The sequence below is a fragment of the Streptomyces tanashiensis genome, from assembly GCF_014648895.1.
Taxonomy (GTDB): Bacteria; Actinomycetota; Actinomycetes; order Streptomycetales; family Streptomycetaceae; genus Streptomyces; species Streptomyces tanashiensis.
Map to the genome: position 1 here is coordinate 30637 of NZ_BMRZ01000004.1, position 21671 is coordinate 52307.

At 74.2% G+C, this 21671-nt stretch carries 21 protein-coding genes; 17 read left to right on the forward strand and 4 right to left on the reverse strand.

From position 1 onward, the window contains the following. Window positions 1-100 precede the first annotated feature (100 nt). Complete coding sequence (locus IE237_RS15865) at window positions 101-487, reverse strand: hypothetical protein (RefSeq protein WP_189802623.1); 387 nt, start codon at window positions 485-487, stop codon at window positions 101-103. A 221-nt stretch (window positions 488-708) separates the two neighbouring features. Between IE237_RS15865 and IE237_RS15870 the strand changes: the two genes are divergently transcribed. From IE237_RS15870 to IE237_RS15880, 3 genes are all read left to right on the forward strand, one after another. Next, complete coding sequence (locus tag IE237_RS15870; protein ID WP_189802624.1) at window positions 709-1929, forward strand: serine hydrolase domain-containing protein; 1221 nt, start codon at window positions 709-711, stop codon at window positions 1927-1929. Window positions 1930-2023: 94 nt separating this feature from the next. Further along, the gene (locus tag IE237_RS15875; RefSeq protein ID WP_189802956.1) at window positions 2024-2422 is read left to right on the forward strand and encodes an STAS domain-containing protein; all 399 of its coding nucleotides are present in this window, start codon (window positions 2024-2026) and stop codon (window positions 2420-2422) included. Next, on the forward strand, window positions 2415-2876 hold the full coding sequence (locus tag IE237_RS15880; protein WP_189802625.1) for an ATP-binding protein: 462 nt from the start codon (window positions 2415-2417) through the stop codon (window positions 2874-2876). The genes IE237_RS15875 and IE237_RS15880 overlap by 8 nt, the downstream gene beginning before the upstream one ends. Before the next feature lie 78 nt (window positions 2877-2954). Here the strand turns inward: IE237_RS15880 and IE237_RS15885 are convergent, their stop codons facing one another. Both IE237_RS15885 and IE237_RS15890 read right to left on the reverse strand, forming a co-directional pair. After that, window positions 2955-4310, reverse strand: a complete 1356-nt coding sequence (locus IE237_RS15885; protein ID WP_189802626.1) for a carboxyl transferase domain-containing protein — start codon at window positions 4308-4310, stop codon at window positions 2955-2957. A 269-nt stretch (window positions 4311-4579) separates the two neighbouring features. After that, window positions 4580-5038 (reverse strand): Crp/Fnr family transcriptional regulator, encoded by a 459-nt coding sequence (locus tag IE237_RS15890; RefSeq protein ID WP_189802627.1) that lies wholly within the window; start codon window positions 5036-5038, stop codon window positions 4580-4582. A gap of 217 nt (window positions 5039-5255) precedes the next feature. Between IE237_RS15890 and IE237_RS15895 the strand changes: the two genes are divergently transcribed. The 5 genes from IE237_RS15895 to IE237_RS15915 all read left to right on the forward strand — a co-directional run bounded on the left by IE237_RS15895 (window position 5256) and on the right by IE237_RS15915 (window position 10191). Then, entirely contained in the window at window positions 5256-6011 is a 756-nt protein-coding gene (locus tag IE237_RS15895; RefSeq protein ID WP_189802628.1) for an amino acid ABC transporter ATP-binding protein, read from the forward strand. Between the two features lie 51 nt (window positions 6012-6062). Further along, a complete protein-coding gene (locus tag IE237_RS15900) occupies window positions 6063-6914 on the forward strand; it encodes a glutamate ABC transporter substrate-binding protein (protein ID WP_189802629.1) in 852 nt (283 codons plus the stop codon). A 10-nt stretch (window positions 6915-6924) separates the two neighbouring features. Continuing rightward, window positions 6925-7590 (forward strand): amino acid ABC transporter permease, encoded by a 666-nt coding sequence (locus IE237_RS15905; protein ID WP_189802630.1) that lies wholly within the window; start codon window positions 6925-6927, stop codon window positions 7588-7590. Continuing rightward, window positions 7587-8489 (forward strand): amino acid ABC transporter permease, encoded by a 903-nt coding sequence (locus IE237_RS15910; protein ID WP_189802631.1) that lies wholly within the window; start codon window positions 7587-7589, stop codon window positions 8487-8489. The genes IE237_RS15905 and IE237_RS15910 overlap by 4 nt, the downstream gene beginning before the upstream one ends. Before the next feature lie 112 nt (window positions 8490-8601). Continuing rightward, complete coding sequence (locus tag IE237_RS15915) at window positions 8602-10191, forward strand: molybdopterin-dependent oxidoreductase (RefSeq protein WP_189802632.1); 1590 nt, start codon at window positions 8602-8604, stop codon at window positions 10189-10191. Between the two features lie 19 nt (window positions 10192-10210). Here the strand turns inward: IE237_RS15915 and IE237_RS15920 are convergent, their stop codons facing one another. Further along, entirely contained in the window at window positions 10211-11434 is a 1224-nt protein-coding gene (locus IE237_RS15920; protein ID WP_189802633.1) for a GNAT family N-acetyltransferase, read from the reverse strand. Between the two features lie 213 nt (window positions 11435-11647). Between IE237_RS15920 and IE237_RS15925 the strand changes: the two genes are divergently transcribed. The 9 genes from IE237_RS15925 to IE237_RS15965 all read left to right on the forward strand — a co-directional run bounded on the left by IE237_RS15925 (window position 11648) and on the right by IE237_RS15965 (window position 21584). Further along, on the forward strand, window positions 11648-13747 hold the full coding sequence (locus tag IE237_RS15925; protein ID WP_189802634.1) for an ATP-binding protein: 2100 nt from the start codon (window positions 11648-11650) through the stop codon (window positions 13745-13747). 82 nt (window positions 13748-13829) lie between these two features. Further along, on the forward strand, window positions 13830-14981 hold the full coding sequence (locus IE237_RS15930) for a sulfite oxidase (RefSeq protein ID WP_189802635.1): 1152 nt from the start codon (window positions 13830-13832) through the stop codon (window positions 14979-14981). 106 nt (window positions 14982-15087) lie between these two features. Further along, window positions 15088-15918 (forward strand): NAD(+) synthase, encoded by an 831-nt coding sequence (gene nadE / locus IE237_RS15935; RefSeq protein ID WP_189802636.1) that lies wholly within the window; start codon window positions 15088-15090, stop codon window positions 15916-15918. A gap of 73 nt (window positions 15919-15991) precedes the next feature. Continuing rightward, window positions 15992-16378 (forward strand): VOC family protein, encoded by a 387-nt coding sequence (locus tag IE237_RS15940; protein WP_189802637.1) that lies wholly within the window; start codon window positions 15992-15994, stop codon window positions 16376-16378. 88 nt (window positions 16379-16466) lie between these two features. Continuing rightward, entirely contained in the window at window positions 16467-17147 is a 681-nt protein-coding gene (locus IE237_RS15945; protein WP_189802957.1) for an ABC transporter permease, read from the forward strand. Next, window positions 17144-17824: an ABC transporter permease gene (locus IE237_RS15950; RefSeq protein WP_189802638.1), complete on the forward strand. Its 681-nt coding sequence runs from the start codon at window positions 17144-17146 to the stop codon at window positions 17822-17824. The genes IE237_RS15945 and IE237_RS15950 overlap by 4 nt, the downstream gene beginning before the upstream one ends. A gap of 170 nt (window positions 17825-17994) precedes the next feature. After that, window positions 17995-18954 (forward strand): ABC transporter substrate-binding protein, encoded by a 960-nt coding sequence (locus IE237_RS15955; RefSeq protein WP_189802958.1) that lies wholly within the window; start codon window positions 17995-17997, stop codon window positions 18952-18954. Window positions 18955-19050: 96 nt separating this feature from the next. Next, window positions 19051-20358 (forward strand): alpha/beta fold hydrolase, encoded by a 1308-nt coding sequence (locus tag IE237_RS15960; protein ID WP_189802639.1) that lies wholly within the window; start codon window positions 19051-19053, stop codon window positions 20356-20358. A gap of 92 nt (window positions 20359-20450) precedes the next feature. Further along, on the forward strand, window positions 20451-21584 hold the full coding sequence (locus IE237_RS15965; protein WP_189802640.1) for a GntR family transcriptional regulator: 1134 nt from the start codon (window positions 20451-20453) through the stop codon (window positions 21582-21584). Window positions 21585-21671: the final 87 nt, after the last annotated feature.

Consider the following 21671-nt stretch of genomic DNA (forward strand, 5'->3'; position numbering starts at 1 on the left):
TGAGTTCCCCCTTCGACGAGTCCGGACGCCGCCCAGACTCGGACCGGGGAAGGGGGAGTGGCAAAGAATCTTGCGAAAACCGCAAAGAGAGGGGGCGCGGTCAGAGGGAGGTGAACAGGTCCCCGGGGGCGTCGTCGAGGACGAAGCCGTTGTCGAAACGGACGCGGACCGTCAGACGGAGCTTCCGCTCCTGGTACGCGGTCCACGCGGGTTCCAGCGAGCCGACCTGCTCCTCCAGTTGCTGCCTGCTGCCCGGAGGCATCTGATGGCCGAAGTCGTCGAGGAGGGACTTGAGCCGCTCGTACTCGCGGACCTCCTGGCTCTGCGACCGGTCCTCGTCCACCCGCTCGACCGAACCCTCGACGCCCGCCGCCAGGGCCAGGAAGCCCGCCCCGGTCTCCGTGGCCGCCTCACCGGCCGGAACCACCTGCCCGGCCAGCCGGAGATCGGCCGTCAGCTTCACCCGTCGGCCCACTGTCAGCGTCATCGGTCGTTCGTCTCCAGGTGTAGGGGGTGTCATTATCCGGCATCCGGCATCCGCCCTCCGCCGCCCTCCCGCGCCCGAGGGCCGAGGCCGTCCCTGCCGTCCGCGTGGCCCCGTACGGGTGGACTCGCCGCGCGGGCGCCGGGAGGGAGCGCCTTCGCACCGGCCCCCGGTGGTGATGTGGCCGTCCCCCGTTCTCGCGATCCGGAAGAGGCGCCCCCGACATGCGACGTACCCCCTCCCGTCGGCTGTTCGCCGCGACGCTGCTCGTCGCGTCCGTGCTGGCCCCGATGACGGCGACGCCCGCCGGCGCCGTCCACGCCGTGAGCGGCCCCGGCGGTTCCCTCGCCGCCGCGCGGCACGGCGAGGACGACTGCCCGCCGGACGGACTCGGCCCCGAGCTCACCGCCCGGCTCGACAAGGCCGTCGCGGACGTCCGCGAGCAGGCCGGCATCCCCGGCGTCGTCGTCGGGCTCTGGATGCCGGGCAAGGGCAGCTACGTCCGCGCGACCGGCGTCGCCGACAAGGTCACCCGTGAGCCGATGGCCACCGACGGCTTCGTCCGCATCGGCAGCGAGACCAAGACCTTCACGGTCACCGCGCTCCTGAAGCTCGTCGACGACCACCGGATCCGCCTCGACGACCCCATCTCCCGCTACATCCACGGCGTGCCGAACGGCCACCGGATCACCCTCCGCCACCTCGCGGAGATGCGCAGCGGCCTCTTCCCGTACACCTCCGACCCGGACTTCATCCACGACCTGCTCAGCGACCCGGAGCGCTCCTTCACCCCGGAGGAGGCGCTCGCGTACGGCTTCAAGCACAGGAACACGTTCAAGCCGGGCGCGCAGTTCGAGTACTCGAACTCCAACCTGGTGCTCCTCGGTCTGGTCGTCGAGAAGGTCAGCGGGCAGCCCCTGGCGGACTTCCTCCGCAACCGGGTGCTCCGCCCGGCCCACCTGCGCCGCACGTTCCTGCCGAGCGGTCCCGAGTTCCCCGAGCCGCACCCCCGTGGCTACACGAACCAGACGCTCAGCGGCGCCGTCGTGGACAGCACCGACTGGAACCCCAGCTGGGCCTGGGCGGCCGGCGCGATGATCTCCGACCTGCACGACCTGCGGCGCTGGGCGAAGATCCTCGCCACCGGGGAGCTGCTGAGCCCCGAGACGCAGGCGCAGCGCCTCAAGACGCTCCCGACGGGCCACCCCGGCCTCGGCTACGGCCTCGGCATCTTCGACGCCAACGGCTGGATCGGGCACAACGGGTCGATTCCGGGGTACGAGACGGTGACGGTGTACCTGCCGGAGCGGGACGCCACGCTGGTCATCATGCTCAACACGGACATCACCAGCCAGGGGCAGGAGCCGTCCACGCTGGTGGCCCGCGCGGTCACGGCCGTCGTGACCCCGGACCACGTCTACGACGGCGCGGTCCAGCCGCGCTAGCCAGGATGCCGAAAGGTCGATTGCGGGCACCTGTCCGAGACTGGGTGGGGAGAAGTGACGTCGCCGGGCGGTACGAGGAGGTGGGCGGGTGTCGATGGACGCCGAGGGTGGTGCGGGGAAGCGGTTCGCCGTCCGGGCCGGGCCCGGGACATCCGACGCGGTGGTGGTCCTCGGTCTCGTCGGGGAGCTCGACCACGACAGCGTCGGCCCGCTGACCCGGGCGCTGGACGACTGTGCCCGGGCCCGGCGGGTCGTCGTCGACTGCTCCGGCCTGACCTTCTGTGACTCGACCGGACTCAACGAGCTGCTGCGGGCGCGCCTGAGGCTGCGGGAGACGGGCGGGCGCCTGGATCTCGCCGGGCTCGGGCCGCCGGTGGACCGGATGTTCGAGATCACCGGGGCCCGGCTGGTCTTCCGGGTGTACGCGGACACGGCCGAGGCGCTGGCCGACGACGGCGCCGGGCCGGGAGGCGGTGGAGAGGCGCATGGCTGACGGCGACGCCGGGCCCCCGAACCAGGTCCGCAGGCTGGTGCTGCACGGGACCCGCGGGGTCGTCTCGCGCTGCCGGGACTTCACGGCGCAGGCGCTGGCCGACTGGGGGTGGATCCCGGCGGACGGCGAGGAGGCGCGGGAGCGGGTCGAGGACGTCCTCCTGCTCGTGTCGGAGGTCGTCACCAACGCCTGTCTGCACGCCGGCGGCCCCGAGGAGCTCGTCCTGCGCAACGGTGAGGGGCGGCTGCGCGTGGAGGTGTCCGACGCCAGCCCCGAGCATCCGCGGGCGCGGACGCCCCGGTCCCCCGCGCTGCCCGGAGGGCACGGTCTGCTGGTCCTGGACCGGCTGGCCGGCGCCTGGGGCAGCCGGGACAAGGGCCCGGGTGCCGTGGGCAAGGTGGTGTGGCTGGAGGTCGGTCGCCCGCCCGCACGGAGGACGGGCGCACCGGAATAGGTCCACGCCCAGGTCCCGGCGACGGAACGACCGCGGCCGGTCCTCGACGGGTAGGCAGCGTCACAGCGCGGCCCCGGGTCACCGGGAGTCCCCGGGCGCTCCCTCCACCACGCCCCGGACCACGCCGAGGTCCACGAGGTCCTGGGGCCGCAGGCGGAGCTGGTCCGCGGTGGTCGCCGCCTCCTCGGGGGCGCGCTTGAGGATGGCGGTGGCCGCCTCGGGAGCGATGACGGAGAAGTAACTGTCCGGCGTGGCCCAGGTGTTGCCCGGGGCGGCGAGGGCGAGGGCGCCGCCCGAACCGCCCTCTCCGACGAGCAGCGAGGTGAGCGGGGTGCGGGCGGAGGCGACGGCGGCGAACAGGTCCGCGATCGCGGTTCCCGCGCCCGCGCGTTCCGCCGCGGGGTCGTTGGCGGCGCCCGGGGTATCGACGAGCGTGAGCACCGGGATCCCGAGACGGTCGGCCAGGCGCACGAGGCGGACCGCCGTGCGGAATCCGGCCGGGCGGGTCGCGGTGCCGCACTGCGCGGCGTAGGCGACGGTCCGGCCGTCGGGGAGTCGCCCGAAGCCGCACCGCATGCCGGGGTCGACGCCCCCGCAGCGGTCGCCGGAGATCTCCTCGCGCAGTGTGAAGTGGGCGTCGAGGTACGCGGCGGCCCGGGGCCGGTCCGGGTGCCGGGCGCGTGCCACGGCCTCCCGGCCGCTCGCGGCGGGCGCCGCACCCGGGTCGCCGAGCGCGTACGGCGGCGGGACCGGGCCCTCGGCCGGGCGGACGAGCAGCGAGAGCCAGCGTCCGAGGGTCTCGCGCAGCGCGGCGGGCGGCACGATCGCGTCGAGGTGACCGTGGGCGAGCTGTGCCTCGGCCGTGTACGCGGCCGGGTCCGCGTCCGGCGGCCGCACGCGGGAGCCGGCGAAGCCCACCTGGGCGCCGGGAAGGGCGAGGACGACATCGGAGCCGGCGCCGAGGGTGGCCCAGCCGCCACCTGTCGTCGGATCCCGCAGGACGGCGATCTGCGGCAGCCCCGCCGCCCGGGTGGTCTCCGACTCGCGCGCCAGGTACTGGAGTTGGAGGAGGGCGCGCATGCCCTCGTGCATCCGGCTGCCGCCGGTGGCCGGCAGGACGACCACGGGCAGGCGTCGCGCCCTGGCCAGGGCGTGGGCCGCGGCGGCCCGGGCGCCGGTCCGCTCCCCGAGGGACCCGCCGAGGAACCGGAACTCGAAGGAGATCAGCACCGCCGTCACCCCGCCCACCACACCGGTGCCGCAGACCACCGACTCGGTCTCTCCGGTGCGTTCGGCCGCGCGGGCGTGCGCCGCCGAGTAGCCGGGCCATCCGATCGGCCCGTCACCGGGCAAGGGGCCCTCGTCGAAGGGGAGTTCGCTGAAGTCGTCGGTGACGAGGGCGATCGCCTCGCGTGCCGTCGTCGGGTCGCTCATGCGGGCCTCGCCGCTCGTCGCCGGAGTGTGCGTACGGGATGGTGCGCGGGTGCGTACGGGGTCGTGCGGTGCTGCACCTCCACCGTACCGCCCGGGCTCCGCGCCGCCCGGGGCGGTCCGTCCCGGGCGCCGGCACGCCGTGCGGTTCAGCCGCCGGGGGTGAAGGCCGGGCGGCGGGCGGTCCGCCGCCGGCCGGCCTCCGTGCCGAAGCGGAGGTCGATCGCCCGCGTGGGGGCCGCCCGGCGCCGGGCGGCCCCCACGGTGTCGGGTCAGGCCAGGATGCCGCTCCCGTGCGGGGCGTACAGGTCGAGGAGGCGGACCCGGGTCACATGGAGACGGTGGGCGAGGATCGCGCCCACCCAGAACACGACCGCGGCGCCGAACTCGGTGTCCGAGTGGCACATCGACCGGACGGCCGGGGCGTCGAACTCGTACGCCCGCACCGGCGTCATCGCCTCGGCCCCCGACTGGCAGAGATACGGAGGGAACAGCCAGGAGAGCCCGACCAGCTCCCCGTGGCGCAGTGTCTCGATCACGGGTGCCCCCCGGCCCGGCACCTTCGCGTCGAGGGTCACCGCGCCCGTCTTGACGATCCAGAACCGGTCGGCGTGCTGCTGCTCCTCGAACAGTCGGTGGCCGGAATCGAAGTACACGTCCTCGGCGAAGGCCATCAGGCGCTCCCGGTGCTCCTGTGGCAACGTGCTGACCTTGGGCGCGGCTCTGCTCATGGCGGACCCTCCTCGCACACTCGGCTCCCACCCCCCAGTGTGGGCCCGCCCGCCCCCGTGCGCAGGGTCCGGAGCGGCCGACCGGGTGCCGGAGCGAAGGGTGGCCCCGCGGTCACCTTCCGTACACCCGTCGTCCGGAGTGCGCGCGCCGGGCCGAGGGCGGAGCATGAACGTGAGGAGGGACCGGCCAGCGGGGGGTGTGACCCTGGAGGGTGCCATGCCCGTCCCGGACGGCGGTGACGCGCTCGTCGTGTTGCGCGGGGTCGACAAGCACTTCGGCCCCCTGCACGTCCTCCAGGCCATCGACCTCACGATCCACCGCGGCGAGGTCGTCGTCGTCATCGGGCCGTCCGGCTCGGGGAAGTCGACGCTGTGCCGGGCGATCAACCGTCTGGAGACCATCGACGCCGGCGAGATCGTCGTCGACGGGCGGCCGCTGCCCGCCGAAGGACGCCAACTGGCGGCCCTGCGGGCCGACGTGGGCATGGTCTTCCAGTCCTTCAACCTCTTCGCGCACAAGACCGTGCTCGACAACGTGACCCTCGGGCAGATCAAGGTCCGCAAGAAGGAGCGGAAGAAGGCCGAGGAAAGGGCCCGCGCCCTCCTCGACCGGGTCGGTGTCGCCTCCCAGGCCGACAAGTACCCGGCGCAGCTCTCCGGGGGACAGCAGCAGCGCGTGGCGATCGCCCGCGCCCTCGCCATGGATCCGAAGGTGATGCTCTTCGACGAGCCGACCTCCGCGCTCGACCCCGAGATGATCAACGAGGTGCTCGAGGTCATGCAGCAACTGGCCCGGGACGGCATGACGATGGTGGTCGTCACCCACGAGATGGGTTTCGCCCGCTCCGCCGCCAACCGCGTCGTGTTCATGGCCGACGGCCGGATCGTCGAGGAGACGACCCCGGACGAGTTCTTCACCCATCCGCGCAGCGAGCGCGCCAAGGATTTTCTTTCCAAGATCCTCCACCACTGAGCCGCGGCCGCCGCCCGGTCGCCCGATCAGCAGCCCCCAGGGGTGATCCTCATGAACCCGCTCAGGACCAGCAGGGCGCTCGTGGCCGCCGCGGCGGCCGTCGTCCTCTCCTTCACCTCGGCAGGATTCGCGAACGGCGCGGCCGGCGGTGCGCTCCGCGACCACGACGACGGCGACGAGATCACCGTCGGCATCAAGTTCGACCAGCCCGGCATCGGCCTGAAGACCCCCGACGGGACCTACACGGGCTTCGACGTCGACGTGGCGACGTACATCGCCAAGCAGCTCGGCCACGACCCGGCCGACATCGTGTGGAAGGAGGCCAAGAGCGCCGACCGGGAGACCCTGCTCCAGCGCGGCGACGTCGACTTCATCGCGGCCTCGTACTCGATCAACGACAAGCGGGCCGAGAAGGTCGACTTCGCGGGTCCCTACCTCCTCGCCCACCAGGACGTCCTGATCCGGGCCGACGACGACTCCATCAAGAAGCCGTCCGACCTGAACAACAAGAAGCTCTGCTCGGTCACCGGCTCGACCTCCGCGCAGAACGTCAAGGACAAGATCGCCCCTGACGCCCAGCTCCAGGAGTACGGCGGCTACTCCGAGTGCCTGACCGGCCTGGAGAACGGCGTCATCGACGCCGTCACCACCGACGACTCGATCCTCGCCGGATACGCCGCGCAGCCCGAGTTCAAGGGCAAGTTCAAGCTCGGCGGCTTCAAGATGAGCAACGAGAACTACGGCATCGGCGTCCAGAAGGGCAGCGAGCTCAAGGCCAAGATCAACACGGCCCTGGAGAAGATGGTCGCCGACGGCTCCTGGGAGGCGGCGGTCAAGAAGAACTTCGGCCCCGCCGGCTACCAGAACGAGCCCGCGCCGAAGATCGGCGTCATCGTCCAGTGAGCAGGCCGCCGTGTTCGACTTCCTCCAGGGGTACGACCTGCTCGGAGCCTTCTGGGTGACGGTGCAGCTCACCGTCTACTCCGCGATCGGCTCCCTCGTCTGGGGGACGCTGCTGGCCGCGATGCGCGTCAGCCCCGTCCCCCTCATGCGGGGCTTCGGCACCGTCTACGTCAACATCGTCCGCAACATCCCCCTCACCGTCATCATCGTCTTCACCTCGCTCGGCCTCTTCCAGACCCTCGGCGTCACCCTCGGTGCCGAACGGTTCACCACCATCAACTTCCGGCTCGCCGTCCTCGGCCTCACCGCCTACACCAGCGCCTTCGTCTGCGAGGCCCTCCGCTCCGGCATCAACACCGTCCCCCTCGGACAGGTCGAGGCCGCCCGCGCCATCGGCCTCAGCTTCCCCCAGATCCTGCGTCTGATCGTGCTCCCGCAGGCCTTCCGCTCCGTCGTCGGCCCCCTGGCCAACGTCCTCATCGCCCTCACCAAGAACACCACCGTGGCCGCCGCCATCGGCGTCGCCGAAGCGGCCCTGCTGATGCGGGAGATGATCGAGAACGAGGCCCAGCTCATCCTCATCTCCGCGATCTTCGCCGCCGGCTTCCTCTGCCTCACCCTGCCCACCGGTCTCTTCCTCGGCTGGGTCGCCAAGAAGGTGGCGGTGAAACGGTGAAGGACAAGCCCACCGTCCTCTACGACGTCCCCGGACCGCGCGCCCGGCGGCGCAACCTCCTCTGGACCCTGCTCTTCCTGGTCGGCCTCGCCGCCGTCGTGTGGTGGGTCGTGGCGAGCCTCGCCGACAAGAACCAGCTCGAATGGTCCAAGTGGGCACCCTTCTTCACCGACCCCCGCGTCTGGGAGACGTACATCCTTCCCGCCCTGAAGAACACCGTGATCGCCGCCGCGCTCGCCATGGTCATCGCCCTTCCCCTGGGCGCGCTCCTCGGCATCCTCCGGCTCTCCGACCACCGCGCCGTCCGCGGGGCGGCCGGCACCGTCGTCGAGTTCTTCCGGGCCATCCCCGTCCTGATCCTGATGCTCTTCGCGAACGCCGCCTACTCCGAGTTCACCGACATCAGCCCCGACACCCGCCCCCTGTACGCCGTCGTCACCGGCCTCGTCCTCTACAACGCCTCCGTGCTCGCCGAGGTCGTCCGCGCCGGCATCCTCGCCCTCCCCGCCGGCCAGACCGACGCGGCCAAGGCCATCGGCATGCGCAAGGGCCAGATCATGCTGTACGTCCTGCTGCCGCAGGCCGTCACCGCCATGCTGCCCGCCCTCGTCAGCCAGCTCGTGGTCATCGTCAAGGACACCGCCCTCGGCGGCGCGATGCTCGGCTTCTCCGAACTCCTCGCCTCCGTACGCCCGATGAGCGCCAACTACGGCGCCAACACCATCGCGTGCTTCACCGTCGTCGCCGTCATCTTCGTCATCCTCAACTTCGCCCTCACCACCTTCGCCTCCTGGCTCGAACGCCGGCTGCGCCGGGGCAAGAAGTCCACCGGCGCGGTCGTCGGCGCCGGGGCGGTGGAGGACCTCGCGACACCGGGCGAGCACCCGGACACGCGCTGAGACCGCGCGGGCCGTACGGGCGGAGCCGCGCCCCTGCCGAGCCCCGCCCCCGCCGGGGTCCGAACGGGTGAAGGAGCCCATCCGCGCGGTCCGGCCTGCCGAAACACCCACCATGAACGTCACCAGGACCGCGCGCGAGCCGCACCCCGAACCCACCCGCACCGACCGCCTCCTCGCCGCGCTCGGCGGCCTGGTCTCGGCCTACGTCTCCCTCGCCGTCGCGGACCTCGTCGCCTCCCGGGTCCGCCCCGAGGCGGGCCCCGTCCCCGCCGTCGGCGGCGCCGTCGTCGACCGCACCCCGGCAGTCCTCAAGGAGTGGGCGATCCGCTCCTTCGGGGAGAGCGACAAGACCGTCCTCCAGCTCGGCATCCTGCTCCTCCTCGGGGCCCTCGCCCTGGGGGTCGGCCTGCTCGCGCTGCGGAACCGCCTGCTCGGCGCGGCGGCCGTCGCCGCCTTCGGCGTCCTCGGTGCCCTCGCCGCCGTCACCCGCCCCGACTCCGACTCCGCCGTCGACGCCGTGCCCTCCCTCGCCGGAGCCGCCGCCGGCGCGCTCCTGCTGTACGTCCTGACCGGCCGCCTCCTCACCCCGCGACCCGGAACCGACCGGGCCGACCGGCGCGGCTTCCTGATCGTCGCCGCCTCCACCGGCCTCGCCGCGACCGGAGCCGCCGCGCTCGGCCGCGCCGTCGGCACCCCCGTACAGGAGAACGCCGCCGCCTCCCGCGCGGCCCTCCGCCTGCCCCGGCCCGCCTCCGCCGCACCGGCCGTGCCCCCCGGCGCCCAGCTCGCCGTCCCCGGCATCAGCCCCTTCGTCACCCCCAACCGCGACTTCTACCGCGTCGACACCGCGCTCATCGTCCCCAAGGTCGACGCCGACCGCTGGCGGCTGCGGCTCCACGGCATGGGCGTCCGCGAGGAGCGCGTCCTCACCCTGCGGGAGCTCATGGCACGGCCGGCGGTGGAACGGGACATCACCCTGGCCTGCGTCTCCAACGAGGTCGGCGGCCCGTACGTCGGCAACGCCCGCTGGCTCGGCGTCCCCCTCGCCGCCCTGCTCCGCGAGGCCGGCGTCCGCCCGCCCTCCGAGGGCGGCCCCGCCGACCAGCTGGTCGCCCGCTCCGTCGACGGCATGACCATCGGCACCCCCGTCGAGGCCGTCATGGACGGCCGCGACGCCCTCCTCGCCTTCGGGATGAACGGCGAACCCCTGCCCTTCACCCACGGCTTCCCCGTCCGCATGGTCGTCCCCGGCCTCTACGGATACGTCTCCGCCTGCAAGTGGATCGAGTCGATCGAGCTCACCACCTTCGACGCGTACGACGCCTACTGGGTCCCGCGCGGCTGGGCGGCCCAGGCCCCCGTCAAGACGCAGTCCCGCATCGACACCCCGCGCCCCTTCGCCCACCCCGCCCCCGGCACCGTCATGGTCGCCGGGGTCGCCTGGGCCCAGCACCGCGGCATCCGCCGGGTCGAGGTACGGATCGACGACGGCCCCTGGCAGGACGCCCGGCTCGCGGCACAGGACAGCACCGACACCTGGCGGCAGTGGGTCCACCCCTGGGCCGCCGCCCCCGGCCGCCACACCCTCACCGTCCGCGCCACCGACGGCACCGGCACCACCCAGCCGGAGCGGCGCACCGGCACCATGCCCGACGGGGCGCAGGGGTGGCACACGGTGGAGGTGACGGTCGCGGGAGCGTGAACACTCCCGCTCCGCGCGGTCAGAACCAGTGCAGGCAGTGCGGGACGCGCTCGCCGCGGAAGAGGGCGTCGGCGAGGGCGGCGGCGCCCGGACGGTGGGCCCGGATGTGCCCGGCCCGCACCAGGGTGCTCGGGGCGGTGCCACCGAGGTAGACCGCGCCCAGGTCCCGCACGTCCAGGGAGAGGTCGGGCTCCCGGTCCGTCGGGACGCAGTCGGCCCTGCCGTCCCTGACGGTCAGCAGATGGCGGCCGTGCTCCCCGAGGAACGGGTCGCTCACGTCGAGGACGAGCTCGCCGTCCGCGCACCAGCCGCGCGCGGTCAGCGCGCCCGGGACGTCGAGCAGCCGCACCCAGAGCCAGTCGGTGTGGTGGCTCACCTCGCCCGCGCGGAAGTCCTCGAACTGCCAGCGCAGCGGGTGCTCGGGCGGGAAGTGCCTGAACACGACCCGGGCGACCAGGTCGTGTTCGAGCACGAACCGGGCCAGCGACGAGAAGACGGCGTCGTCGGCGGCGATGATCTCGTCGACGGTCAGGGTGTCGGACTCGCCCGTCGTGTAGCTCGCGTACCCGTCCGGGACGCCGTCGGCCTCACGGTGGACGGCGACGTAGCGCGGCGCCGGCGAGATCGGCGGCTGCCCCGCGCGCAGCTCCCACCAGCGGTGCGGCCGGGACAGCGCGCCGGGCTGCGCGCGGCGGTACCGGTCGTAGACCTCCTCCAGGATCTCCCCGCACTCGGCACGCCGCAGCACCTCGACCGAGCCGGCCGCCGGGGCGTCGGCCGTCCCGCCCGCCCGGGGGACGGCCGGGGCGGCCTGCCGGCGCGGCACGGTCAGCCGCTGCGTATAGGTCGCGGGACCGTAGCCGAACCTGCCGTAGATCGGGGCCTCGGAGGCCAGCAGCACGGAGAGGAACTCCCCACGGGCCCGCAGCTCCCCGAGCTGATGCCGCATCATCGCGCCGAGCGTGCCCCGGCGCCGGTGCGAGGGCAGCACGCCGACGGCGGTCACCCCGCCGACCGGGACGAGGGCCCCACCGGGCAGGGTCAGTTCGAAGGAGTACGCACCGGCGGTGCCGACCGGCCGCCCGTCCTCCGCGAGGGCGAGCAGGCTCCGGTCCATCTCGAACGCCGACCACCAGACCCCGCCGCCGCCCTCGGCCGGCGTGTCCGGGAAGCGCCCGAACGCGGTGTGGAGCGTGTCGACGAAGACGCCGAGGTCCTGGTCGGTCGTGGGACGGATCTCCATCGGTACTGCGGCCTCCCCGGTCGTGCGGACACCACGAGCCGTGGCGCCCCGCCCCAGTGCAGCGCCGGTCCGAGGCCGGGTCAATCGAATTACGGCCGGTCACGGCGCGAGCCGTGAGAGCCCGGGCGAGTCCGCCACGGCGCGCCCGCCCCATCCCGGGAGAGCACCTCGGCCGGGTAACGAACCGGTTCCGCCGGTCCGTTCGGCGCGTGCATGAGGGAGACTGCTGCCGTGCGTGGACATCTGCCGGACGAGAACCCCGGTTTCGTGGGACGCCGCACGGAACTGGAGCGCGTGGCCGCCGCGTTGGCGGAGCACCGCCTCGTCACCGTGACCGGCGTCGGGGGAGTCGGGAAGACCCGGCTCGCGCTGCGCGCCGCGCACCGCTCCGCCGGCGCGTTCCCGGACGGCGCCTGGTGGACCGACCTGACCCAGCTCGACGGCGACCGGCTCCTCGTCGCGCTCGTCGCCGACTCCGTCGACCTCGCCGACCACACCCCCGGCATGGCCACCACCGGACTCTGCCGCAGGCTCGCCGACGACCGGCTGCTCCTCGTCCTCGACTCCTGCGAGCACCTCGCCGAGCCCTGCGCCCGCCTCGTCACCGAACTCCTGGCCGCCGCCCCCGGCCTCACCGTCCTCGCCACCAGCCGCCGGCCCCTCGGCGTCGAGGGGGAGCACGTCGTCGCCCTCGACCCGCTGCCGCCCGCCGGAGGCGACGCCCTGGAGCTGCTCCGCCGGGCCGCCGGGCAGGACTTCCCCGCCGCCGGCCCCGCCGGCGAGATCTGCGTACGCCTGGAGGGCATCCCGCTCGCCCTGGAACTGGCCGCCGCGCAGATCCGCCTCCAGGGCGCCGAAGCCGTCCGCGACCAGCTCGGCACCCGCCTCGACGCCCGGCCGGGAGCCCGCTTCGACCTGCTGGCCCACACCGAGCGGGTCTGGCCCAGCCGCCACCAGACCCTGCGCGCCGCCATCGGCTGGAGCCACGAGCTGAGCACCCCCCTGGAGCGTCTCCTCTGGGCCCGGCTCTCCGTCTTCCGCGGCCCCTTCGACCTCGCCTCCGCGACCGCCGTGTGCGCGGGCGGCCCCCTGGACCCCGCGACCCTGCCCGGCGCGCTCGACGGGCTGGTCCGCTCCTCCGTGGTCCGCCCGCCGGACGCCGCCGGCAGGCTCCGCATGCTCGACACCATCCGCGAGTACGGGGCGACCTGGCTGGACCGGACCGGCGAGACCGGGGCGGTCGCCGACCGGCACGCCGCCCACTTCCGGGCCCTGGCCGGCCGGGCGGAGACCGAGTGGCACGGCGCCCGCCAGCTCCGCTGGTACCGGACCGTCGACGCGCACCACACCGACCTGCGCACCGCCCTGGACCGGCTGCTGCGCACCGACCCCGACGCCGCCCTCGACCTCGTCGGCTCCGTGGCCTTCGCCTGGTCCTGCCGCGGTCGCCTCCGCGAGGCCCGCGACGGCCTCGAACAGGCCCTGGTCCTCGGCGAGGCACGCGGCAGGGTCCGGGCCCGCGCCCTGTGGGCCCTCGGCGTGACCCTGGTCCTCCAGGGAGAGTTCGGGCCCGCCCAGGACGTCAGCGAACGCTGCGCCCGCGAGGCCAGGTACACCGAGTACACCGAGCGCGAGGAGGTCCTGCGCGGGGGCCCCGACCGGCCCGGGGACCTCATGCTCGACGCCGCCGCCCTCGCCGGACTGCTCGCCCTGACCACCGGCCGGCCGATGGCCGCGTACGTCGTCGTGGGCCACGTCCTCGACGCCGCCCGGGGCGGCCCGGCCGACTCCGCCGCCCGGCTCCGCTGCCACCTCGTCCGGGTCTTCGCGCTCACCGGCCTCGGCCGGCTCGCCGAGGCCAGGGAACAGGCGTTGCGCCTGCGCGCCCTGTGCGAGGGGCTCGACGAATGGTGGACCCGCACCGCCCTCGACTACCAGCTCGCCCTCACCGGCCTCCTGGAAGGCGACGCGGCGGCGGCCTCCGCCCACGCCCGCGCCATGCTCGAAGGCACCCGCAGGCTCGGCGCGAGCCTCGGTGTCGCCCTGGGTCTCGACGTCCTCGCCACCGCCCTCGCGGCCGCCGGGGACGGCGAGCGCGCGGCCGACGTGAGCGGCACGGGCGAGGCGTACTGGCGCTCCACCGGCCAGCCCCGGCGCGGTCTGCCCGGCCTGCGGGCGCTGCACGAGAAGTACACCGACACCGCACGCGCGACGATCGGCGAACCCGCCTACGAGGAGATCTTCGTACGCGCCCTCACCGGCCTCCCGCAGGACGGCCTCGACCGTGCCCTGCGCGGCCCGCGGCAGGACTGAGGCGACGCGACGGGCCCCCGCGACCGCGCGGACGACGAGGGCCCGACGTGCCGGGCGCCCCGACCGAGCGGACGATGAGGGTATGGACGGATCCCTGAGCGGTCCGGGTGACATCAGCACACCGGGACGCGTGGCCGGCCCCGAGGAGGGCGTCACCGCGCAGGAGCTCGCCCTCGCCGCCCGCAACCACGGACTGCCCCTGGAGGCCCTGCGGTACGACGTCACCCCGCCCGGCCTGCACTACGTCCTGGTGCACTACGACATCCCCATGACGGGCGCGGACGGATGGCGGCTCACCGTCGGCGGCCGGGTGCTCCGGCCCCTGGACCTGGACCTGGACGCGCTCCGCGCCCGGCCCGCCGTCACCCGCCGGGTGACCCTGGAGTGCGCCGGGAACGGCCGCGCCCGGCTCACCCCCCGCCCCGTCAGCCAGCCCTGGCTGGTCGAGGCCGTCGGCACCGCCGAGTGGACCGGCGTCCCCCTCGCCGCGCTGCTCGCGGAGGCCGGGGTCGCCGAGGAAGCCGTCGAGGCGGTCTTCACGGGCGCCGACCACGGGATCGAGCGGGGTGTCGAGCAGGACTACCGCCGCAGCCTGCCCCTGGCGACGGCCGCCGACCCCGCCCGGGACGTCCTCGTCGCGTACGCGATGAACGGCGCGCCCCTTCCGCCGCAGCACGGCAGCCCGCTCCGGCTCGTCGTCCCCGGCTGGTACGGCATGGCGCACGTGAAGTGGCTCCACGACATCACGCTCACCGACACCCCGTACACCGGCTTCCAGCAGAGCGTCGCCTACCGGCTCCGGCAGGAGGCGGCAGACCCGGGAGAGCCCGTCAGCCTCATGGCACCCCGGGCGCTGATGGTGCCGCCGGGATTCCCCGACTTCATGTCCCGCACCCGGGTCGTCCGGCCCGGACAGGTCTCGCTCATCGGACGCGCCTGGTCCGGCCACGGACCGATCACCCGCGTCGAGATCAGCGAGGACGGCGGCGTGGTCTGGACCGACGCCGAACGCCGCCACGACCCCGCCCACCCCTGGGCCTGGTGCGCCTGGCGCCACATGTGGACCGCGACGCCGGGGCTGCGCCACCTGACCGTGCGGGCCACCGACGCCGCGGGGAACGTGCAGCCGCTCACCGGGCCGTGGAACCGGGGCGGCTTCGCGAACAACGCCGTCCAGCGGGTCGAGGTGCTGTGCACCCCGGACGCGTCCGCCGGCCGAGCGGGCGGCGCGTAGAGTCGACCCCGGTGCACCCCCGTACACCTGCGCGATCCCGTACGTCCGGGTGCCGCGCCCGTACCTCCCGGTGCACCGCCGACCGACCCCTGATGAGGAGACTTTCGTGACCGACCCGGCGTCCACCGCCCTCCAGCAGCAGATCGCCCGGGACCTCCAGGTCACCGAGGTCTTCGACCCGAAGGCGGAGATCGAGCGCCGGGTGGCGTTCCTCACCGAGCGCCTCACCTCCACCGGGCTGCGCTCCCTGGTCCTCGGCATCAGCGGCGGCGTCGACTCCACGACCGCCGGCCGGCTCTGCCAGCTCGCCGTGGAGCGGGCCCGCGCCGCCGGGCACGATGCCACCTTCTACGCGATGCGCCTGCCGTACGGCGTCCAGGCCGACGAGCGGGACGCGCAGACCGCCCTCGGCTTCATCCGCGCCGACCAGGTGCTCACCGTGGACGTCAAGGCCTCCAGCGACGCGGCCCTGGAGGCCTGCCTCGCCGGCGGGGTGACCTTCCGCGACGCCCACCACCAGGACTTCGTGCAGGGCAACATCAAGGCCCGGCAGCGCATGATCGCCCAGTACGCGGTGGCCGGCGCCCACGACGGTCTCGTCGTCGGCACCGACCACGCCGCCGAGGCCGTCTCCGGCTTCTTCACCAAGTTCGGCGACGGCGCCGCCGACGTCGTCCCGCTGACCGGTCTGACCAAGCGGCGCGTCCGCGCGATCGCCGACGAGCTGGGCGCCCCGGCCGAGCTCGTGTGGAAGACCCCCACGGCCGACCTGGAGACCCTCGACCCGGGCAAGGCCGACGAGGACGCGCTCGGCGTCACCTACGACGACATCGACGACTTCCTGGAGGGGAAGCCGGTCGCCGAGGCCGCCTACGCCACCATCGCCCGCCGCTACGAGCTCACCGAGCACAAGCGGCAGCTGCCGATCGCCCCCTGAGCGGACGGCGGGGCGCGGTCGGAGGATCCTGGAAGGGGAACCCGGTCACCGGGTCCCCGGAAGGGAGCACGACATGTTCGGCGAGACCACGGCGTACAGCGGCTTCTCGGTGGACGACCTCGACGCCGCACGCGACTTCTACGGGGACATCCTCGGACTGACGGTGGAGGACGCGGGCCCGGAGGGGACGGGCATGCTGTTCCTCGTCCTGCCCGGTGGGGCGCGGGTCTTCGTCTATCCCAAGGAGAACCACACCCCGGCCGGGTACACGGTCCTCAACTTCGAGGTCGACGACATCGACCGGGCCGTGGACGAGCTGGTGGGGCGCGGGGTGACCTTCGCCCGCTACCCCGGCTTCGAGGCCGACGACAAGGGCGTCGTGCGCTCCGCGCACGGGACCGCCATCGCCTGGTTCACGGACCCGGCGGGCAACGTCATCGCGGTCCTGTCGAACGGCTGACCGGGGCCGCGCCCCCGCCCCCGAACGGACCGGCCGGGGTGCGCGGGGGTCCCGTACCGCCTCGAATGGGAGCGTGACCGCTGAGAGGGTGACCGGGCCGCCCGACGACTGCCTCGTCCGCAACGAGTGGATCTGCGGCGACTACCTCTCCACGCGGCGCGAGATCCTCGGCGACGCCGTCGTCCAGCACCTCGAACTGACCGGCGCCTCCGTCGCCCTCGCCCTGCTGCTGGCCCTGCCCCTCGCGATCGCCGCCCGCCGCTGGCGCTGGGCGGCCGGACCCGTCCTCGGGATCACCACGCTCCTGTACACGATCCCGGCGCTCGCGATGTTCTCGCTGCTCCTGCCCGTGTACGGACTCTCCGCCGCCCTCGTGGTCGCCGGGCTCGTCCTGTACTCCCTCACCCTCCTCGTCCGGAACCTCCTCGCCGGACTGCGTGCCGTCCCCCAGGAGACCCGGCAGGCCGCGCGCGGCCTCGGGTACGGGCCGATCCGGCTGCTCCTCGCCGTCGAACTGCCGCTGGCCCTGCCCGCCGCCATGGCCGGGCTCCGCATCGCCACGGTGTCCGCCGTCTCCCTCGTCACCATCGGAGCGATCGTCGGTCACGGCGGCCTCGGCAACCTCATCTACTCCGGGATGAACACCTACTTCAAGGCCCAGGTCCTCACCGCCTCCGTGCTCTGCGTGGTCATCGCCGTCGCCGCCGACCTGCTCCTCCTCGGCGCCCAGCGGCTCCTCACCCCCTGGACCCGGGGGCGGGCCGCGTGAGCGTCCTCGCCGACGCGTGGTCCTGGCTCACCACCGCGGCGAACTGGTCCGGCGAGAACGGCGTCCGGCACCGGCTCGGCGAGCACCTCTTCCTCACCGTCGTCTGCCTCGCCCTCAGCTGCCTGATCGCCCTGCCCGTCGCCCTCGTGCTCGGACACCTCGGCAAGGGCGGCGCGCTCGCCGTGAACCTCGCCAACGCCGGCCGGGCCGTCCCCACCTTCGCCGTCCTCGTCCTGCTCCTGCTCAGCCCGCTCGGCCCGTACGGGCAGTGGCCGACGATCATCGCCCTGGTGCTGTTCGCCGTGCCCCCGCTCCTCACCAACGCGTACGTCGGGATGCGGGGCGTCGACGCCGATGTCGTACGGGCCGCGCGGGGCATGGGCATGACGGGCCGCCAGACGCTGACGCTGGTCGAACTGCCGCTCGCCCTGCCGATGATCCTCACCGGCGTACGGATCGCGGCCGTGCAGCTCGTCGCCACCGCGACCGTCGCCGCGCTCGCCGGCGGCGGCGGTCTCGGCCGGATCATCACCGCCGGGTTCAACCTCGCGTCCACCCCGCAGGTCGTCGCCGGAGCCTTCCTCGTCGCCGTGCTCGCGCTCCTGGTCGAGGCGGTCTTCGAGGGCGCCCTGCGCGTCGGACCGGCGCGGGCGCGGGCGCGGCGGAGCGGCGGGTGAGAGCGCGCGGCGCTCCCGGCTCCGGCGCCGGGCGAGCGACCCGAGCCGGTGCCGCCGGGCGCGTGGCGCCCGACCCGACTGTCGCGGGCGTGGCGCCCGGCCCGGCTGTCGTGCGCGTGGCGCCCGACTTGGCTGTCGCGGGCGTGGCGCCCGGCCCGGCTGTCGCGCGCGTGCGGGCGGCCGGTGTCCGCGCGGCGCCGTGCCTCGCGCTGCTCCTCTGCGGCGCACTCGCCGGCTGCACCACCGGTCCGTCCCTGGAGGACCGGGACGCGGTCACGGGGCAGCCCGGTGACGGCCACCGGCTGGTCGTCGGCTCGGCCGGGTTCACCGAGAGCGACCTCCTCGCCCAGATGTACGCGCTGCTGCTCCAGGAGGCCGGCCACCGCACCAGGATCCTCTCCGTCACCAACCGCGAGCTCTACGAGCCCGCCCTGGAGAACGGTCAGATCGACGTCGTGCCGGAGTACGCGGCGACCTTCGCCGACTGGCTGAACGCCAAGGTCCACGGGGCGGACGCGCCGACGGCCGGCTCGCCCGACCTGACGGCGACGATGACGGCCCTCCGTACGCTCGCGGAACCGCGCGGACTCGCCGTCCTCGATCCCGGCCGGGCCGTCGACCAGAACGCCTTCGCCGTCACCGCCGCGTACGCCGCCGAGCACCGGCTGAAGACCCTGAGCGACCTCGGCGCCGCCCGCCTGCCGGTCCGCCTCGCGGCCGGCGACGAGTGCGTCCGGCGGCCGTACTGCGCGCCCGGCCTGAAGGAGGTCTACGGCATCGACGTGACGGCCGTCGACCCCAAGGGCGTCGGCACCACCCAGTCCAAACAGGCCGTGCAGAGCGGGCAGAACCAGCTGGTGCTCACCACGACCACCGACGCCACGCTCGACACGTTCGGGCTCGTCCTGCTCGCCGACGACAAGCACCTGCAGAACGCCGACTTCATCGTCCCGGTCGTCAACCGGGCCCGTGCCGGCGGCGAGGGCGTCACGCGCGCGCTCGCCCGCCTCAACACGGTCCTGACCACCACCGACCTGGCGCACCTCAACGAGCAGGTGGACAGCTGGCGGCGCCTTCCCGAGGACGTCGCGCGGAACTACCTCGCGGAGAAGGGACTCGTCCCGCACTGACGTCCCCGCCCCCCGACACCGCCCCGCCACCGGTGGGCCCCCGGCGTGTGATCCACTGTCCTCGCGGGGGCGTACCGAACAGGAGCAGGAGCAGCGTTGACCACCTACCGCCAGCCGGGCCTCGTCCTCACCGACCACCGCTTCCCCGTCCCCCTCGACCACACGCGCCCCGACGGCGAGCGCATCGAGGTCTTCGGCCGTGAGGTCGTCGCGAGCGGCCACGCCGGACCCGGCCGCGAGAAGCTTCCCTGGCTGGTCTACCTGGAGGGCGGGCCCGGCTTCGGCGCCCGCCGCTTCATCGGCCCGCAGGCCTGGCTCGGCCGCGCGGTGAAGGAGTTCCGGGTCCTCCTCCTCGACCAGCGCGGCACCGGCCGTTCCACCCCCGCCAACCGCCAGACCCTGCCCCTGCGCGGCGGTCCGGCCGAGCAGGCGGACTACCTGGCCCACTTCCGCGCCGACTCCATCGTCCAGGACTGCGAGCTGATCCGGCGCCGGCTCACCGGCGGCGCCCCCTGGACCGTCCTCGGCCAGAGCTTCGGCGGCTTCTGCGCCACCCACTACCTCTCCACCGCCCCCGAGGGCCTGGACACCGTCCTCGTCACCGGAGGCCTGCCCTCCCTGGACGCCACCGCCGACGAGGTCTACCGCGCCGCCTACCCCCGCATCCGGCGGAAGAACGAGGCCCACTTCGCCCGCCACCCCCAGGACGCCGAACGGGCCCGCGCGATCGCCGCCCACCTCCTCGACCACGAGGTCACCCTCCCCGGCGGAGGCCTCCTCACCGCCGAGGCCTTCCAGTCCCTCGGCATCCTCCTCGGCTCCGGCGACGGCACCCATCAGCTCCATCTGCTGCTGGAAGGCGCCTTCGTGCCCACCCCGGGCGGGCCCGCGCTCTCCGACGCCTTCCTGGAGCAGGTCCAGGCACATCTCTCGTACGCCGGGCACCCGCTGTACGCCGTACTCCACGAGGCCATCTACGCCCAGGGCCAGGGCCCCACCGACTGGGCCGCCGAGCGCGTCCGCGCCGAGCACCCCGAGTTCGACGCCCGGACGGCGCTCGCCGAGGGCGGGCCCCTGCTCTTCACCGGCGAGACCGTCCACCCCTGGCACTTCACCACCGACCCCGCGCTCCGCCCGCTGCGCGAGACCGCAGAACTGCTCGCCGCGCGCGACGACTGGACCCCGCTGTACGACCCCGAGCGGCTCGCCGCCAACCAGGTCCCGGTGGCGGCCGCCGTCTACCACGACGACATGTACGTCGACACCGACCACTCCCTGGAGACCGCGCGCGCGATTCGCGGGCTGCGGACCTGGGTGACCGACGAGTTCGAGCACGACGGGGTGCGGGCCGGCGGGCCGCGCGTCCTCGACCGGCTCCTCGCCCTCGCCCGGGACGAGGTCTGACCACCGCCGCGGGAGGGGCATAGGATTCGGCGCGCAATCGATCAGCAATGACACCGGGGCGCCGGCGCCCCGGTCCGCACGAGGGGGCCCGGATGGCGGCACGCGAGACACCGGCCTCCGGCCGGGAGCTGAAGTTCCGGGCCCTGATGGCGGAGCTGAGGCGCGGCATCCTCGACGGCACCTGGCCCCCCGGCAGCAAGCTCCCCACCGAACGCGCCCTCGCCACCGAGACGGGTCTGTCCGTCACCACCGTCCGCCGCGCCTACGAGGACCTCGTCGCCCTCGGCCTCGTCGAACGGCGCCAGGGCGCGGGCACCTTCGCCGCCCACCGGCCCGAACGGGACCGGGCCGACCGCCGGATCGTCGGCGTCCTCGTCCCCGACACCACCTTCTACTACCCACGGGTCCTCCAGGGCATCGAGAAGGAGCTCGCGGCGGCCGGCGCCCGCCTCGTCCTCGCCTGCTCGCACTACGACCCCGCCGAGGAGGACGCCGCCGTCGAACGGCTCCTCTCCGCCGGGGTCCACGGGCTCCTCCTCGTCCCCAGCCTGCACACCGCGACCGACCCGGGGCGGCGCGCCGAGGAACTCCTCGCCCTGCCCGTCCCCGCCGTCCTCGTCGAACGCCGGCTGGCCGCCCACGGCCCAGGCGATCCCACCGAGCACGTCTGCACCGACCACGAGGGCGGCGCCTACGACGCCGTGCGCCACCTGCGCGCCCTCGGCCACGAGCGGCTCGGGCTCGTCACCCGCACCGACGCGCCCACCACCGCGCCCATCGAGTCCGGCTTCGCCCGCGCCGTCGGCGACCTCGGGCTGCCCGTCGCCCCCGCGTACGAGCGGGACGTGATGGCCCGCTGGGACCCGGACCGCGCCGACCGGGCCCTCGCCGCGCTCCGGGGCGCGCGGGTGACCGCCGCGCTCTGCTTCGGCGACCGGGAGGCCGCCCTGCTGCTCGGAGCGGCCCGCCGCGCCGGACTGCGGGTGCCGGAGGACCTCGCCCTGATCAGCTACGACAACGAGTTCGCCGATGTCGCCGAGACCCCGCTGTCGGCGGTCTCGCCCCCCAAGTACCAGCTCGGCCGCCTCGCCGCGCAGATCCTGCTCAGGCGGCTCGCCGAGGGCGACGCGGCCCCGCTCCACCAGGTGCAGCTGAGGCCTCGGCTGGTGGTCCGCGCCTCCTGCGGCGGCCGGGCGCCGAGGGACCCACAAAAGTCCAAGCAGTGAGTGCGGATTGCTCATGGTGTGCTCTGGTCGCGCACGGATACAACTCGGTCCGGACCCGCGAGGGACCCTGCGAGGAGAGGACCCGGA

Excerpts from the sequence above, each read along its gene's own strand:
- IE237_RS15865 (WP_189802623.1), bottom strand. The coding sequence starts at position 487 with ATGACGCTGACAGTGGGCCGACGGGTGAAGCTGACGGCCGATCTCCGG.
- IE237_RS15870 (WP_189802624.1), top strand. The coding sequence starts at position 709 with ATGCGACGTACCCCCTCCCGTCGGCTGTTCGCCGCGACGCTGCTCGTC.
- IE237_RS15875 (WP_189802956.1), top strand. The coding sequence starts at position 2,024 with ATGGACGCCGAGGGTGGTGCGGGGAAGCGGTTCGCCGTCCGGGCCGGG.
- IE237_RS15880 (WP_189802625.1), top strand. The coding sequence starts at position 2,415 with ATGGCTGACGGCGACGCCGGGCCCCCGAACCAGGTCCGCAGGCTGGTG.
- IE237_RS15885 (WP_189802626.1), bottom strand. The coding sequence starts at position 4,310 with ATGAGCGACCCGACGACGGCACGCGAGGCGATCGCCCTCGTCACCGAC.
- IE237_RS15890 (WP_189802627.1), bottom strand. The coding sequence starts at position 5,038 with ATGAGCAGAGCCGCGCCCAAGGTCAGCACGTTGCCACAGGAGCACCGG.
- IE237_RS15895 (WP_189802628.1), top strand. The coding sequence starts at position 5,256 with ATGCCCGTCCCGGACGGCGGTGACGCGCTCGTCGTGTTGCGCGGGGTC.
- IE237_RS15900 (WP_189802629.1), top strand. The coding sequence starts at position 6,063 with ATGAACCCGCTCAGGACCAGCAGGGCGCTCGTGGCCGCCGCGGCGGCC.
- IE237_RS15915 (WP_189802632.1), top strand. The coding sequence starts at position 8,602 with ATGAACGTCACCAGGACCGCGCGCGAGCCGCACCCCGAACCCACCCGC.
- IE237_RS15920 (WP_189802633.1), bottom strand. The coding sequence starts at position 11,434 with ATGGAGATCCGTCCCACGACCGACCAGGACCTCGGCGTCTTCGTCGAC.
- IE237_RS15925 (WP_189802634.1), top strand. The coding sequence starts at position 11,648 with ATGAGGGAGACTGCTGCCGTGCGTGGACATCTGCCGGACGAGAACCCC.
- IE237_RS15930 (WP_189802635.1), top strand. The coding sequence starts at position 13,830 with ATGGACGGATCCCTGAGCGGTCCGGGTGACATCAGCACACCGGGACGC.
- IE237_RS15940 (WP_189802637.1), top strand. The coding sequence starts at position 15,992 with ATGTTCGGCGAGACCACGGCGTACAGCGGCTTCTCGGTGGACGACCTC.
- IE237_RS15965 (WP_189802640.1), top strand. The coding sequence starts at position 20,451 with ATGGCGGCACGCGAGACACCGGCCTCCGGCCGGGAGCTGAAGTTCCGG.